Raw genomic sequence first — 15,368 nt, forward strand, 5'->3', positions numbered from 1 at the left:
TTTATTTCAAACACTTGACACGAATCATTATTTTTATCTATCTTTCGACACAAAACAAAAATTCTTCTACAATTTAAACACAGATATACAATATGGCATAAAGCTCTACGTTAACTAAATTGAAATACTGAAATGGGAAAAATCCAAGTTAACGACAGTGAGCTTGTTTCATTGTATATCCGTGGCAACGAAAAAGCATTTGCTACGCTTGTTCAACGTTACAAATCAAAAGTATATACCACGATTTACCTTGTTGTGAAAGACCAATACGTGGCCGAAGACTTGCTACAAGATACATTTATCAAAGCAGTTGAAGTTTTGCGTGATGGTAAATACAATGAGGAGGGTAAATTCTTACCGTGGGTACTCCGAATCGCTCATAACCTTGCGATAGACTATTTCCGTAGAGAGAAACGCTACCCGACCGTAGTGTTTGAAGACGGAAGCAATGTGTTTAACACCCTCGAATTTGCCGAAGATTCAATCGAATCAATGCAAATCAAGCGTGAATCTCACGAACACTTACGTGATTTAATCAAACGATTACCCGACCAGCAGCGAGAGGTTTTGGTGATGCGTCATTACGATGACATGTCATTCCAAGAAATTGCCGATGCAACTGGCGTGAGTATCAACACGGCGTTAGGGAGAATGCGTTATGCTCTCATCAATCTTAGAAAAATGATGGGAAAATCAGCGTACGCTTATGACACAAACCTTTACCAGCACGCAGAATGATGTAATTCGTTATTTGTATAATGAAACATCAAACAAAGAAAACTCTTTAGTAGAAGAAGCTCTTCTTTTTGATAAAGATTTGCTTGATTTCTACCTCGACTGTGCCGATTTGAAATCGGGCATGGACAAAATTCAACTCTCGCCATCAGATTCGGCGATTGAGAGAATCCTCAGCTATTCAAGAAACTACGAGCCTAAGATTTAATCTTGGGCTTTTTTTATGGTTTGATTTTTGCCAAAAAGTAGGCATCTTTGCAGATGAAATCTGAAACATTTGCTGAGGAATAAACACGTAACTGCTTATTCAATAAGCAGCTTAGTAGCTCTGTGTTTCATTCTACATTCTTAATTCTGCATTCTACATTAACCAAAAATGTCTTTTTTAGAAAATTTATATCAGCGTTTTGAGGCAAAAATTGCTTCGTTTTTATCTGGCCCAAAATGGAAATCGAGAGTTGTGATAGTTGCCGTAGGCGTTATGTTGCTTTCGTTTTTTAATAATATTTCTCCACTTCGTCATTTCAGTGAATTTTATACAACAGTAATCAAAGAAAAGCGAGAGTATTTCCTATATCAAACCATCAAAGACCGAGCTGCAAGTATTACATATAATTGGACTTATCCAGAGTTTACGGGTATGAATAATCGCACGTTCAGACTCACCATGCCAGCCTTTGTGAAGTTTTTACACATCGAGCATGTAAGTATAGTTTTGTTCGGTTTACAGCTGATTTTGGGGATTGTGTTTCTATATATGCTCATTAATTTTTTGGAGCGTACAATTACAGATAAAACATCTATTTTTTATGTAGTTTTAGGTGTTGCTTCAACTTATATAGGTTCTTCATTCTTTATTGATATTGCCACTTATGGAGACTTTTTCTGCTATTTTGCTTTGTTTTTGGCAATATACTACCGAAATCCAGTCTTGATATTCATATTTTTATCATTGGCTTTTTGGGGTGATGAACGTGCGGGCGTAGGCTCAGGAATGGTGTTTTTGTGGTGGTGGTTTGTGCCACAATGGAAAGAAAACAAGCCATTTAAGATTCAGATAAACCTACAAATGTTAGCAGTGATTACCGCTTGGGTAGCTTATGGTGCTGTTCGTAAATTTTATTTGGTTGATAAACTCGGTATGCACGACACCACCAAACCTGGTGAATTTGCCGAAATGTTTGGTGGCAGTTGGCCAGTTTGGGGTTTTAAGTTTTTATGGGTTTTTGAGGGCTGGTGGTTACTTATCTTATTGGCGTTTGTATTTCTTTACATTGCCAAAGACTGGCTCAGACTCTTGGCAATCTTGGGTGCATTGCTGGCCATGTTGGTAGGCTCTCTCACAACTTTCGATTCTACTCGAAGCGGCTCTTATGGCTTGATTACTATATTTTTAACGTTAATCATTGCTCAAAAGTACCTTACCGAAAAAGAATTAAAAATATTGCTTTTTCTGATTGCAATTATCTGTTTCTTGCATCCGATGGCTACTCGCACGAATGGAACTGGTTTTTTCTTGATGTAAAGACGATGTTTCTGTAACTTTGTGGTAAGTTTTGATTCAAAGCGATGTTCTTGAATCAGATAAATCATGGATTTCTACTTTTGAAATCTTTTAAATCCTGTCAAAATTAAATGTGTAAACTCCTTTTGGTTGTTCCGTGCTACAACGAGCAAGAAATTCTTGAAAAAACGTATAGCACTTTGTCGATGTATTTTTCAGAATTGAAGGAGCGAAATGCCATTACGGCTGATAGCAAAATCTGTTTTGTGAATGATGGTAGCCGTGACTCGACTTGGATAATCATTGATAGCATCTGCAAGAGGGATTCAAATATCATTGGCTTGAAACTCTCACGAAATTTTGGGCATCAGGCGGCTTTAGTGGCAGGTTTATTACACCACAAAAACCAATTTGATTGCTACGTTTCGATTGATGCCGACCTCCAAGACGACCTCCGTGCGATTGATGGAATGCTGGAAAAATACAACGAAGGTTCAAAAATTGTTTACGGTGTTCGCAATGACCGCAGTACTGATTCGTTCTTTAAACGTTTCACGGCTGAAACATTCTATAAACTTATGCAACGTATGGGCGTACCGACAGTTTATAATCATGCAGACTTTAGATTGATTGATAATCAAGTGCTTAACGAATTTTCAAACTTTGGAGAAACTAATCTTTTCATTCGTGGAATTATCCCAATGATAGGTTTTCAGAGCGATAAAGTTTATTACAAACGCCTCGAACGTGAAGCGGGAGAATCAAAATATCCACTTAGAAAGATGCTAATTTTTGCGTGGAATGGCATTACTTCGTTTTCGACAGTTCCGATGAAACTGGTACTTTGGTTTGGTATCTTCAATTTTGTGTTTGCGATGGGAATCACGGTTTGGGTACTTATCTGTAAACTATTCGGATTTACGGTACAAGGCTGGACCTCAATAGTGCTACCAATGACTTTTTTCAGTGGCTCAAATATGATTGCCATCGGTTTGATTGGCGAGTACGTGGGTAAAATCTACGAAGAAGTAAAAGCTCGCCCAAGATATATTATTGAAACGGTTTTGAATGAAGAGAAGGTTTGAAAATATAGCATTATCAAAAATAAATAAGGCATTGTTTGAATTGAAACAATGCCTATTTTTTATTGTTTTAGCTTCTCAAACTTTCGCCCAAATTCCAACCAATACTTGGCGAACGCACGCCGATTATTTTAGTGCAAAAGGTGTAGAAATTGTAGAAAAAAACAAAATCTATTGTTTCTCGAAAAATGGCTTTTTCTACTTCGATAAAGCTACAAATCAAAACTTTACCCTTTCAAAACTAAACGATTTAAGCGAAACCAATATCTCGCAAATCAGATACATTTCTGACTTCAAAACGCTCATTATTGCTTACGAAAGTGGCAATTTAGACCTAATGAGCATCACCGCAGATGGCTTGCCCAATAAGATTCAGAATATTGATTTTATCAAAAAAACAGATGCCATTCAAGATAGTAAAACCATTAATCAAATAGAATTTCGAGGAGATTTTGCTTATATGGCGACCGATTTTGGCTTGGTAGTTTTGGATGTAAAGAAAAATGAAATCAAAGAAACTTACCAAAATATTGGTAATAATGGCAATAAAGTGGCCGTTAAACAAATAACTTTTGCACGGGACAGTATTTTTGCGAATACTTCTGGTGGAATCTTGGGGGCAAAGTTTTCGGCGACTACCAATCTACAATTTTTTGGCAACTGGAAACCCATAACTGCAAGTACGGCCTCTCAACTTTTTCAAACTCAATCATTCCCAAAAGATAATCTTATTGTTTTTCCTAATGAACTTGAAATCGATGCCGATGGAAAAATTTGGATTGCTGATGGTGAAAATGGGCTTTTGAGCAATTTTTCGGGAAGTTTTAAATCTTACAGTCCAAATGGAGTAAAAGGTGATATTTTTTCAGTTTTTTACCGAAATCAATCTATTTATGCTTCAGGTATTACAGGGAACGCATTTGTGGATAACTTGTGGAAAAGCCTACTTATCAACCAAATACCCAATAATAGTAGCGATATAATTGACCAATACGGTTATCGTTGGCAAATTTCGGGACAAACATTGAGAGTTACTGACCCAGCCACCAATCAAACCCGTTTTTATTTCGCAGGAAGAGGAGCAGGAGGTTTGCCCACTTCAAATGTCAATTCAATTGCCTTAGACCGAGATAATTTACTTTGGGTGGGGACAGATAATGGCGTAGCGGTAATCGTCACGACACGAGATATTTTTACGACTGCTTCGGAAGCCTACACACCGTTTTTCCAAACTCGACGATTGCTTTTGCAGGAAGTTATCAATAAAATTGTAATTGATGGCGGCAACCGAAAATGGATTGCTACTCAGAATGGTTTGAATCTTTTTTCGGCTTCGGCAGATGAACAAATTTTGAATTTTACAGAAGAAAACAGTCCTTTACCCTCAAAAAACGTCATTGATTTAGCCATTGACTCTATTTTGGGCGAAATCTTTGTTCTAACCCAAAAAGGGCTTCTCTCCTACCGTACCGATTCCTCCGAACCGAGTGAAGATTTCAGTTCAGTAAAAATATTTCCAAATCCAGTTCGTCCTGATTTTCAAGGCGTGCTTACGGTTTCGGGGCTTCGTGAAAATACTGCTCTAAAAATAACAGATACCGCAGGAAGATTGATTTACGAAACAAAATCGAATGGTGGAACTGCCACTTGGGACTTGCAAAAATTTGAAGGAAGTCGAGCCGCTTCTGCCATCTACATGGTTTTCTGTGTTGCCGAAGATGGCTCTGAAAGTTTTGTCGGAAAAGTGGCGGTTTTGAGATAAAATAGAAAGGCGAGTTAAAAACCCGCCTTTTTGTTTTATTTTCTTTTAAAAGTCTGAGCTACTTTCTTAAACCTTTCTGAATACTTTTCAAAATCATTAGAAGCTAATCCGACCATGATATAATAGGTATTATCCACAAACAAAATTGTTTGATAAACCAACTCCTTTTTACCTTGGTCATCTTCACCCCAAGCATTAATCGTATAGCCTGGCATACCATCAATACTTATTTCTTCAGTATTCTCGACTTTAATTTTATTACCATTTGGTAATGATTTTAACCTATCCAATACAAACTGCTTTTTGTCAATAATAATCACACTGCTAATTGCTTGACCTACTGAAAAAAATGCTTTATCTGTTGATTTTACAGGAGCGAAACCATCACTCGTAAATAAAAGCATACCAGAAATAGCATTAGCAAATTTCAAATTAGAGCCTTCCAAATCAATCTGAAAGGGAGCATCACCAAGCGGATTTACAACTTTATCTTGCTGATAGATTGACGAATAAAGTGCTTTTTTGATACTTTCTTCAAGATTTATTTCACTTTCTGGAAAAATACCGTTTAACATCACTACCCCTTTTTCATCACCAAATACCAAAATGTATTTTACAAACAGTACGCCCTGTGCCGACTGTTTAGCCTTATATATTACCGCAGGCTGCCCTTGAAATGTAATTTCTTCCTTATTCAGTAATTCCATTCCACGGGTTTTTAAATTTTCAGCCGTAAAGTTTTTGAGTAAAACCGAATAAGGAGCAGGTAGCTCCGAAATCATGATTGAAGCATTGGTTTCGGGTTGCTGAAAACCACTAAAAGCAGTGGCTTTAATAAAGTCTTGTGGGGGAATCATTGCTACCTTTGTTCCTCCTACAAAAATATGCTCTTGGGTCTGCTTATTCGAGATTTCTTTCTTTTGAGCAAAAGTTGCAGTATAAAACAACAAGATATATACTACATTTATCAATTTCACTTTCATTATTTCTTATTTGCTTACTGATTTTGTAGTAACATAAAAATTCTCATCCACTTTCAATTCTGATTTGCCTTTCATGGTTTTCCAAGTGGTAGTTGGATAAATAAACTCTTCTTTTCCACCGTCGACCATCACTTTTACAGGCATATCAAAACCTTCCACACAATTACTCCAGCGATAGCTGATTTTGTTTTTTTCTACCGAATATTCCAAAACTGGAATCCTGACATCACGCAAATATTGGTCAAAAACTTTGTCTAAATCTCGGCCCACGTTTTTCGATAAATAATCTTCGATTTGTTGAGTCGTAACGGTTTGGTGATAGAAAGTTTTATTCAAACCTCTCAAAATTTGTCGCCACTTATCATCATTATTCAAAATCTGGCGAATCGTATGTAACATATTTCCACCCTTCGGATACATATCGCCCGAGCCACTTTTGTTTACATCATACGAGCCAATAATCGGAATATCGTTTCTAATGCCCTTGCGAGTACCAATTACATATTCAGAAGCCGCTTTTTTGCCAAAATAATATTCTGTATAAAGACTTTCTGAATAGTTCGTAAAACTTTCATGAATCCACATATCGGCTACGTCTTTGTACGTGATATTATTCGCAAACCACTCATGCCCAGACTCATGAATAATGATAAAATCCCATTTTAAGCCCCAACCCGTACCAGACAAATCTCGACCTAAATACCCATTCTGATACTTATTCCCATAAGTTACTGAGCTTTGGTGTTCCATTCCCAAATACGGAACTTCTACCAATTTATAACCATCTTCATAAAACGGATACGGCCCAAACCAATGTTCAAATGCCTTCATCATCATGCCTGCTTGCTTAAATTGTTCTTTAGCTTTTTCAAGATTTTCGGGTAATACATAATAATCCATTGCTAGCTTCCCCTTTTCGCCATCATAGATTTCTCCAAAATGCACATAATTTCCAATGTTTACATTTACTCCATAATTATTGATAGGATTCTTCACAAACCAATCAAATGTCTTTGTTCCATCTGCATTTTCGGTTGTTTTTCTCAAACGTCCATTAGAAATATCTGTTAAATTTTTCGGAACAGTGATACTTATCAACATACTATCACATTCATCATACATGTGGTCTTTACAAGGCCACCAAGCACTCGACCCCAATCCTTGACACGAGGTAGCCACAAAGTCATTTCCTGCCTTATCTTTCACCCATTGAAAGCCACCATCCCACGGTGGACGCTTCGCTACAATTGGTCTTCCAGAATAAGTCACTACGATTGATTCATTTTTACCTTTTACTTGGGCTTTTTTCAGTGAAATCATGTAGGCGTTTGCTCCATCTTTTTTGAAAGAAAGCTCTTGTCCATCTTGCGTAACTTTTTCTATCTGTAAAGGCGGCTGAAGGTCGATTTGGATAATTTGGTAGGGCTTCAAAACCTCATAAAATACAGTTGTACTGCCCGCAATCGCTTTTTCGGTAGGTGTTACTTTTACTCGAAGTTCATAATATTTCAAATCCCACCATTCACGCTCAGGTGTGATTCTTCCACGAAGCGAATCTTCACGTGTGAAAGATTTATTGTGGCTTTGCCCGCAAGCAGTGATAAATGGAAATAAAGAAGCAAAAAAGACAATGAGTTTTAGCAATTTCATAAATGCACATTTTGTTGGAAGTGAAACGTGGAATCATCCACTAAATTGGATGCAATATAAATAAAATCCCAACAAAAAACCTGCAAGGTTTGAAAAGACGGGGTCGCCCAGACCTTACAGGTTTGGGTTCGCTAATTATATCGCAAAATAGCTTTTCGATGATGCAAAATATGATAGTGCATAAAATAATAAAACTCTCTAATAGTAAGGTTTTTAAGCACAGGATGTTTGATACAATATTCATCCAGTTCGCTCTCCGACCAGTCATTCAGAAAATCGGCCAAAGTTTGGTGATGCTTCGCAAAACTACTAATCAGCAGTTCCTTTGAAGGATTTTCGGGCATTTGTGGCACAAATCCGCCTCGTGCGGCTACACCAGTATCCAAAACTGCCCAGTAACGCTCCACAACGCCATCATAAGAAAGAGTCGGACGGTCGATTTTTCCAAATTGTTGTTCAAGAAAAGCCTTCGGCAAACTCATGCCTTGATTCAGACCTTTTACTGACTGCGTAAGATGCAGCATATTTTCAGCAACCGACCATTTTTCGCCGATTGGAGCAAAAAACTGACTTTCTTCGATGTTTCCTGCATCCGAAACAATTGTTTTATAGCATTCTTCCAATGCTTTTTTTAGTTCTTCTTTTGTCATCTTTGTAGGACAAGTTCTTAACTTGTCTTTATCGTGAATAAAAAATTTCAAAAATTGCTGAATGCAGTCGGAGCTTCGTTCCACAGAACAAATCATGAGGGCATACATAAACGCACGCCCTCTGACCAAATTACCTGTTAACGCACTATAAAACTTTTACTCGACACAATTTTGAAAATTGTGCTACTGCATATCTTCTAATTTATCTAAGATTTTGGTCCAAATCGTATCTTTGAACTGTTTTTTGAAAAAGCCAAAGTGTTCAATTTTCTTCGCTCCTAATTCGGCAGGAATGAGTTTTTCAGAAGTTAATGTTTTGGTAGTTTTGAAATTTTGGAGCAAAAGCGGCACATTTTTTTCGTTGGCGATGGGGTCGTCAGTTGTCCAAAAATGAGCAATCGGAAAGGTCAGTTCGTGATAATGCCCCACAGGAACAGTTTTTCCGAAAAAGTGTTCGTCCCAAAAATAATTCGGTACACTGCACCAGTCAGCCCAATCTTTTACTACTTTTCTGGGCAAATCTTCCATAATTCCGAAACGCTTTGCAGCTACATAGCCAGTCAACAACACACTAATCGGACGAAAAACATGAAAGAAAAACAAAGTTTGTAGCCGATACCCCAAAGGCATATTTCGCCAGTAACCCGAACCAGAACCAACAGCTACTACCCCATTGAGTTTCTGATAATTAGGCATCAGTCCGAAATTCATTCCTCCTACACTATGACCGACCAATAATTTTGGTAAATCGGGGTACTTTTTATCTAAAAACTCCAATACGGCTGGCATATCCTGTGTACCGTATTCAATATAATTATAGTTACAATCTTTCATCGAAGCAGGTGCCGACTCGCAAGTACCACGATAATCGAATGTACAAACTGCATAATCATGCTCAACTAAAAATTTAATGAATGGAAAGTAAAACTCTTTTTTTGCACCTGTACCAGTGCAGAGTTGTACGGCAGCTTTTGGTTTTTCGGGTTCAAACAAAACTGCTGCCAGTTCTACACCATCTTCACATCTTACTTTTAGCTTTTGCATAATTTATATTATACCAAACGTTTGTTTTATTCTCAATTCTCAATTCTCAATTCTCAATTCTCAATTCTCAATTCTCAATTCTCAATTCTCAATTCTCAATTCTCAATTCTCAATTCAATTTCATCATCGTACGAGCGAAAGCATCGTAGAGAAACTGTCGGTCAGCGTATAATTTCGAGAACATTACGGCACCTTCAAACTCCATGATGGTTTGTTGGGCGAGTCTGAATGATTGCTCTGGGCTTTTACGAGTTACAAAGATTATCTGCAAGGCCTTTGTCCAATCGTCCATGATGGCTCTTAAAACTGATTGAAATTCGGGCACAACTCCCACTGTTTCGAGGGTTGTGTTTCCTACTAAACAGCCTCCTTCCTTCTCCAAAAGTAGTTTCCCCATCTTTTTCAAGAGTTTTTCCATTCGTTCTTCGGGCGTGAGGCTTGTATCTTCGGCAATCGGGAAAACCTTATTAGTTAGGTAAGTATGAATCGAAACGAGTAAATCTTTCATTAACATTTCTTTACTCGGAAAATGATAATACAGACTTCCCTTGAGCAAACCACTGGCTTCGGCAATATCTTGCATCGAAGTATTATGGTATCCCTTCACTCGAAAAACATCCGATGATTTTAGCAATATTTCTTCTTTGGTAATTTTCTGAACTGGCATTTTCAGTCGATGGCCCACAGACAACAGTCTGTAGTTGATTTTATTTAGACTCAAATGTAAAAATTATTTTTCACTTACCAAACGATTGGTAGAATAAAGTTTAGATTCTATACATCAGCGATATATGCCATTCATAACTAATTATCAACGGTTCAGAGAATCGTTCCATAAAATTTGAAACCTTATTTCTGTCAAAACCGTTGTGTTTTCATTCAGTTTTCTCTAAACAAGTACACTATTTTATGAATCGAATGTTCGGATTCGCCCTCATGGCGGTCTTCTTTTTCCTGATTGATTTATATGTTTGGCAGGCGATAAAAGTTGTTATGCGTTCGGCCACTCTTTCTACTCAACGCATCGTTGGTTTTGGTTTTTGGGGACTCACCGTATTCTCAATCCTTTCAATCATTGCTATTTTTACTTATATGCCGATGTCGGCACCCGTAAAGGCGAGTTTCAGAACTTTCTTGATGGCAGGTATTTTTATCCTTTATATCTCAAAGGTGTTTTCGGTTTTAGTCCTAATTATTGATGATTTGATTCGTTTCGGTAAATGGGTAGTTAATTTCTTTCAAGGTGATACTGCTTCAGTGCAAGTAGCAATCGATACAGTGCAACCTGCTGCCGAGAAAATCAGTCGTTCGGAGTTTTTGGCAAAATCTGCTTTGGCTGTTGGAGGCTTACACGCTGGCGGAATGGCTTGGGGAATTTTATCGGGAGCTCACGATTATCGAGTACGAAACGTAACGCTTCGTTTGAAAAATCTACCGAAACAATTCGATGGGATGAAGATTGCTCAACTTTCGGATATTCACTCGGGAAGTTTTTTCAATAAAACTGCCGTGAAGGGTGGAGTGGAAATGTTGATGAAAGAAAAACCCGATATGTTTTTCTTTACGGGTGATTTAGTAAATAATATTGCTCCCGAAGTGAAAGATTACATTGATATTTTCTCGAAAATAAAAGCACCACTCGGCACTTTCTCTACACTCGGGAATCACGATTATGGCGATTATACACAATGGGAGTCGCCCGAAAAGAAAAAACAAAACCTACAAGATTTGATGAACGCCCACAAAACAATGGGTTGGGATTTGCTGATGGACGAACACCGTGCCGTAAAAGTGGATGGCGAAAGCATCGGAGTCTTGGGCATTCAGAACTGGGGTGCAGGAAACTTTGCCAAATATGGAAATTTGGAAAAAGCTCAACAAAATGCCCACGATTTGCCCGTGAAACTATTGCTTTCGCACGACCCAAGCCACTGGAGAGCCCAAGTTTTGGATAAACACAAAGATATTGATGTGGCTTTTGCAGGGCATACGCACGGTATGCAATATGGTGTTGAACTGGGTAATTTTAAATGGTCGCCTGTACAACTCCGTTATAAAGAATGGGCTGGTCTGTACGAAGAGAATGACCAAAAACTCTACGTGAATCGTGGTTTTGGTTATATTGGTTACCCAGGACGTTTGGGTATTTTACCAGAGATTACCATTTTTGAATTGAAAGTTGGTTAATTTTGGATAAATTAGAAAAATATTTCAATCAACTGTCCCCGCTCAAATCTACCACGTGGGATAAAGTGAAGCCACTTTTTACGAAGACACATTTGCAAAAAGGCGAACACTTCATTGAGCAGGGACAGTTGGCTTCTAAAATCGGGTTTCTGGAGTCGGGTATTATGCGAGCGTTTTATCGCAACGACGAAGGCACCGAATACAACAAGCATTTTTTTATCGAAAACTCTTTTGTTGGGGGCTATGCTTCTTTGATTACTGGCCAACCCAATATTATTATTCAACAAGCTCTAAGTGACTGCCATTTGTGGGTAGCTGACTTTAAGCAACTTTCTGCCCTATACGATACTTGCCCAGATTTAGAGCGAGTGGCTCGTCGCATTGCCGAACTTTATTTTGTTGATAAAGAAAATCGTGAAATCGAAATCATTCTTTTAGATGCCGATAAGCGTTACGAACTCTTCCAAAAACGTTTCCCACAACTCGAACAGCTCATTGCCCAATATCATATCGCTTCTTATTTGGGCATTACTCCTACACAGCTGAGCCGCATCCGAAAAAAATTAGCCCAACGCTGATTTCTTTACCTATGTAAATGCTTCACCGCTTCTACTATCATAATTTTGCTCAAAAAACAGCAAAAACACATGAAGTATTTACTAACCTTGCTTTTGTTTGGCAGTATTTTGTTCCATACAAAAGCCCAAAATTCCTCTAATACGATGGAAATCAAAAAGCCTTACACGATTCTGATTTTAATGAATGCTACACCAAAGTGGCTTTCGCACACACGAGAAGAAAGAGGTGTTTTCTTCGAGAAAAAGGTAATTCCAGTTTTTCAGAAAGTGAGTAAAACCGTTAAAGTACAATTATTTGATAGCGAGTATTTCCACGCTAAAGTTTCAGATTTTATGATTGTTACGGCAACTTCATTAGACGATTATAAACTTTTGATTGAACTACTGCGAGACACCAAAATCTATGCTGAGCCTTACTTTGAGATAAAAGATATAATCGTGGGTCAAGAAAACGCTTTTGAAGATTTTAACGAATTACTCAAGAAATAAAACCATGAAAAGTAGCGGAAATACCATTTTGATAACGGGCGGTACGGCAGGCATCGGGCTTGAACTCGTCAGACAGTTTTATCAGCTCAATAATCGGCTCATTGTCACATCGAGCAATGCTGAAAACTTAGAAAAGCTGAAAATCACTTTCCCGAATATTCTGACTATTGTCTGCAATTTGGCATCTGAAAGCGATGTAAAAGCACTTGTAAATACTTGTTTTAGCCAGCATAACGATATTAACATACTGATAAATAATGCTGGCGTACAATACAATTATGATTGGAAAACGGAAGTAGATGGCTTCCAGAAAATAGCTGACGAAATAGCCATCAATCTAACAAGCCCCATGCAACTTGCCTATGGTTTATTACCGATTTTATTAAATCAAAAACAAGCAGCTATCATAAATGTATCGTCGGGTTTGGCCTATGCTCCTAAAGCCTCAGCACCTATTTACTGTGCTACTAAAGCCGCTATTCATAACGGTACTAAGGCTTTACGCTATCAACTCGCAGGAACAACAACGAAGGTCTTCGAAATTATTCCCCCGCTGGTATCAACCGCCATGACCGAAGGCCGAGGAAAAGGCAAAATTTCACCACAACAGTTGGTTGATGAATTTATGAAAAACTTCGAGCGAGATATTTTTGAAAGTAATATCGGAAAAACCAAACTTCTACGATTCATCCAGCGGGTTTCGCCTGCATTGGCTGATAGAATAATGAAAGGTGGATTATAGGATTATAACTGATATTTCTTGAAGTAGCTATTCGAAAGATAGCTACTTTTTTTGTGTTTAAGTCTATCAAGTTAATTCCAATTTTTGTTTTTTTTCTCATTATTTGTCTGACATAATGTTTCGAGTAAAAATTCTTTTTTTGTGACTTTTCTGAAAAATTGCGTATAAATTATAGTGACTTTCATAAATTAATTCAAGTAAATATAAAGACTTGATTATCAATATTTTATAAAATATTTTCATTTATTTTCAAAAGAAAGTTTGGCAGTTTGTAAAAAAATATTTTCCTTTATTTATTAAAAAAACATTCAGTTGGCACGAAAAATGTGGAGGGGGTTAGATAAGTCCCTATAATGAATGGAAAAACTCTACTTACGCAATGCAGAAATTAAGTCTTAACCAGTCCCTACAGCAACGTCTGTCGCCTCAGCAGATACAGTTCATCAAACTGTTACAAATCCCTTCTGCCGAGCTTGAACAGAGAATCGAAGAAGAGCTTGAAATCAATCCAGCTTTAGAGGAAGGCATGGACATGGATGAGCGTGTGAAAGATGAGTATGACGACGACTATGATGGTGGCGACGACCACGATGACTATGGTGAATACGGTGAGTATGAAACCTACGAGGGTCTGGACGTAAAACAATATTTAAATCAAGATGATTACGCGGGGTACAAAATGCAGGGTGACGGTTGGGGGGACGACGACCGTGATGCAATGCCCGTAATTGCAACAAGTACATTGGCCGAATCTTTGGTTCAGCAATTGGGTTTTTTACGCTTGGATTCTCGCCAAGAATCAATCGGTATGCAACTGATTGGTAGCATCGAAGAAGATGGCTATATCCGTCGTCCGCTTCGTTCAATTTGTAATGATTTGGCTTTTACGCAAAATATTTATACCAATGAAGAAGAAGTAATTGGACTCTTGAAGAAAATTCAAACTTTCGAGCCAGCTGGTATCGGTGCAAGAGATTTGAGAGAATGTCTTATTCTTCAACTCGAACGCAAAGACCAAGACGATTTTGCGGTAGAAACTGCCATCAAAATCATTGATGCTTACTTCGATGAATTTACGAAAAAACATTACGAAAAAATACAACGTCGCTTAGATATTGATGATGATACTTTGAAGAATTCTATCAAAGTTATTACTCGTCTGAATCCAAAGCCAGGCAGTATCGGTAACGGAGATAGTGCTGCTGCCTATTTAATGGCGGATTTCATTGTGACGAATAACAATGGTAAATTAGACGTTATTCTGAACTCTAAAAATGCTCCAGAGCTTCGAGTAAGCCGTTCGTTTGCAGAAATGCTTGATACTTACGACAAAACTGATAAAAACGGTTCAGCACAACACAAGAGTATCAAAGAAACTGTAACGTTTGTCAAGCAAAAACTTGATGCTGCCAAATGGTTTATTGATGCCATTAAACAACGCCAACAAACATTGCTGAAAACCATGAAATCAATCGTTGAGTTTCAGCACGAATTCTTCCTCGATGGCGATGAGTCTAAGCTAAAACCAATGATTTTGAAAGATATTGCTAACCGCATTGATATGGATATTTCTACGGTATCACGTGTGGCTAATAGCAAATCCGTACAAGCTGATTTTGGTATTTATCCGCTAAAATATTTCTTCTCAGAAGGTATCGCAACCGATTCGGGCGAAGACGCTTCGAGCCGAGAAGTAAAAAATATCTTGAAAGAATTGATAGAAAACGAGCCTAAAAACTCGCCACTTTCTGACGATAAACTCGAAAAGCTACTCAATAAGCGTGGCTATAATATTGCTCGCCGCACAGTTGCCAAATACCGTGAGCAGCTTAATATTCCTGTGGCACGTTTGCGTAAGCAGTTGTAGATTAGGTATTTATATATTATTAAGGACGGCATGGCTTTGAGCCATGCCGTCCTTTTTTTATACCGAAATAATTAGTTACAAATCAAACAGAAAAA

Annotated in this window: 15 protein-coding genes; 10 read left to right on the forward strand and 5 right to left on the reverse strand. The window is 37.9% G+C overall.

The window, feature by feature from the left end; translation table 11 throughout:
- The first annotated feature begins 132 nt into the window (after positions 1–132).
- The 5 genes from IEX65_RS14840 (at position 133) to IEX65_RS14860 (ending at position 5,083) form a co-directional block, all read left to right on the forward strand.
- Positions 133–738 (forward strand): RNA polymerase sigma factor, encoded by a 606-nt coding sequence (locus tag IEX65_RS14840; protein ID WP_188766864.1) that lies wholly within the window; start codon positions 133–135, stop codon positions 736–738.
- Positions 707–943: a hypothetical protein gene (locus IEX65_RS14845; RefSeq protein WP_188766865.1), complete on the forward strand. Its 237-nt coding sequence runs from the start codon at positions 707–709 to the stop codon at positions 941–943. Before IEX65_RS14840 ends, IEX65_RS14845 begins: the two co-directional genes overlap by 32 nt.
- 168 nt (positions 944–1,111) lie before the next feature.
- Entirely contained in the window at positions 1,112–2,260 is a 1,149-nt protein-coding gene (locus tag IEX65_RS14850) for a hypothetical protein (RefSeq protein WP_188766866.1), read from the forward strand.
- Between the two features lie 110 nt (positions 2,261–2,370).
- Positions 2,371–3,324 (forward strand): glycosyltransferase family 2 protein, encoded by a 954-nt coding sequence (locus tag IEX65_RS14855; RefSeq protein ID WP_188766867.1) that lies wholly within the window; start codon positions 2,371–2,373, stop codon positions 3,322–3,324.
- The gene (locus tag IEX65_RS14860) at positions 3,308–5,083 is read left to right on the forward strand and encodes a PorZ beta-propeller-like domain-containing protein (protein WP_188766868.1); all 1,776 of its coding nucleotides are present in this window, start codon (positions 3,308–3,310) and stop codon (positions 5,081–5,083) included. The genes IEX65_RS14855 and IEX65_RS14860 overlap by 17 nt, the downstream gene beginning before the upstream one ends.
- A 35-nt stretch (positions 5,084–5,118) precedes the next feature.
- Here the strand turns inward: IEX65_RS14860 and IEX65_RS14865 are convergent, their stop codons facing one another.
- The 5 genes from IEX65_RS14865 to IEX65_RS14885 all read right to left on the reverse strand — a co-directional run bounded on the left by IEX65_RS14865 (position 5,119) and on the right by IEX65_RS14885 (position 10,077).
- Complete coding sequence (locus tag IEX65_RS14865; protein ID WP_188766869.1) at positions 5,119–6,066, reverse strand: hypothetical protein; 948 nt, start codon at positions 6,064–6,066, stop codon at positions 5,119–5,121.
- A gap of 6 nt (positions 6,067–6,072) precedes the next feature.
- The gene (locus tag IEX65_RS14870; RefSeq protein ID WP_188766870.1) at positions 6,073–7,716 is read right to left on the reverse strand and encodes a M1 family metallopeptidase; all 1,644 of its coding nucleotides are present in this window, start codon (positions 7,714–7,716) and stop codon (positions 6,073–6,075) included.
- Between the two features lie 131 nt (positions 7,717–7,847).
- Positions 7,848–8,366: a DinB family protein gene (locus IEX65_RS14875; protein ID WP_188766871.1), complete on the reverse strand. Its 519-nt coding sequence runs from the start codon at positions 8,364–8,366 to the stop codon at positions 7,848–7,850.
- Positions 8,367–8,549: 183 nt separating this feature from the next.
- Positions 8,550–9,410, reverse strand: coding sequence for an alpha/beta hydrolase family protein (locus IEX65_RS14880; protein WP_188766872.1), 861 nt, complete (start codon positions 9,408–9,410; stop codon positions 8,550–8,552).
- 109 nt (positions 9,411–9,519) lie between these two features.
- Positions 9,520–10,077 carry a TetR/AcrR family transcriptional regulator gene (locus IEX65_RS14885; protein ID WP_188766873.1) on the reverse strand — a complete coding sequence of 186 codons (558 nt, stop codon included), beginning with the start codon at positions 10,075–10,077 and terminating at the stop codon, positions 9,520–9,522.
- A gap of 242 nt (positions 10,078–10,319) precedes the next feature.
- On the opposite strand from IEX65_RS14885, the gene IEX65_RS14890 reads away from it, so the two are divergent.
- The 5 genes from IEX65_RS14890 (at position 10,320) to rpoN (ending at position 15,273) form a co-directional block, all read left to right on the forward strand.
- Positions 10,320–11,597 carry a metallophosphoesterase gene (locus IEX65_RS14890; RefSeq protein WP_188766874.1) on the forward strand — a complete coding sequence of 426 codons (1,278 nt, stop codon included), beginning with the start codon at positions 10,320–10,322 and terminating at the stop codon, positions 11,595–11,597.
- A gap of 2 nt (positions 11,598–11,599) precedes the next feature.
- Positions 11,600–12,175, forward strand: a complete 576-nt coding sequence (locus IEX65_RS14895) for a Crp/Fnr family transcriptional regulator (protein ID WP_188766875.1) — start codon at positions 11,600–11,602, stop codon at positions 12,173–12,175.
- Positions 12,176–12,244: 69 nt separating this feature from the next.
- On the forward strand, positions 12,245–12,664 hold the full coding sequence (locus IEX65_RS14900) for a darcynin family protein (RefSeq protein WP_188766876.1): 420 nt from the start codon (positions 12,245–12,247) through the stop codon (positions 12,662–12,664).
- A gap of 4 nt (positions 12,665–12,668) precedes the next feature.
- Positions 12,669–13,406 carry an SDR family oxidoreductase gene (locus tag IEX65_RS14905; protein WP_188766877.1) on the forward strand — a complete coding sequence of 246 codons (738 nt, stop codon included), beginning with the start codon at positions 12,669–12,671 and terminating at the stop codon, positions 13,404–13,406.
- Between the two features lie 379 nt (positions 13,407–13,785).
- Positions 13,786–15,273, forward strand: coding sequence for an RNA polymerase factor sigma-54 (gene rpoN, locus IEX65_RS14910; protein WP_188766878.1), 1,488 nt, complete (start codon positions 13,786–13,788; stop codon positions 15,271–15,273).
- Positions 15,274–15,368 lie beyond the last annotated feature (95 nt).

Source organism: Emticicia aquatilis (assembly GCF_014644295.1).
GTDB classification, from domain to species: domain Bacteria; phylum Bacteroidota; class Bacteroidia; order Cytophagales; family Spirosomataceae; genus Emticicia; species Emticicia aquatilis.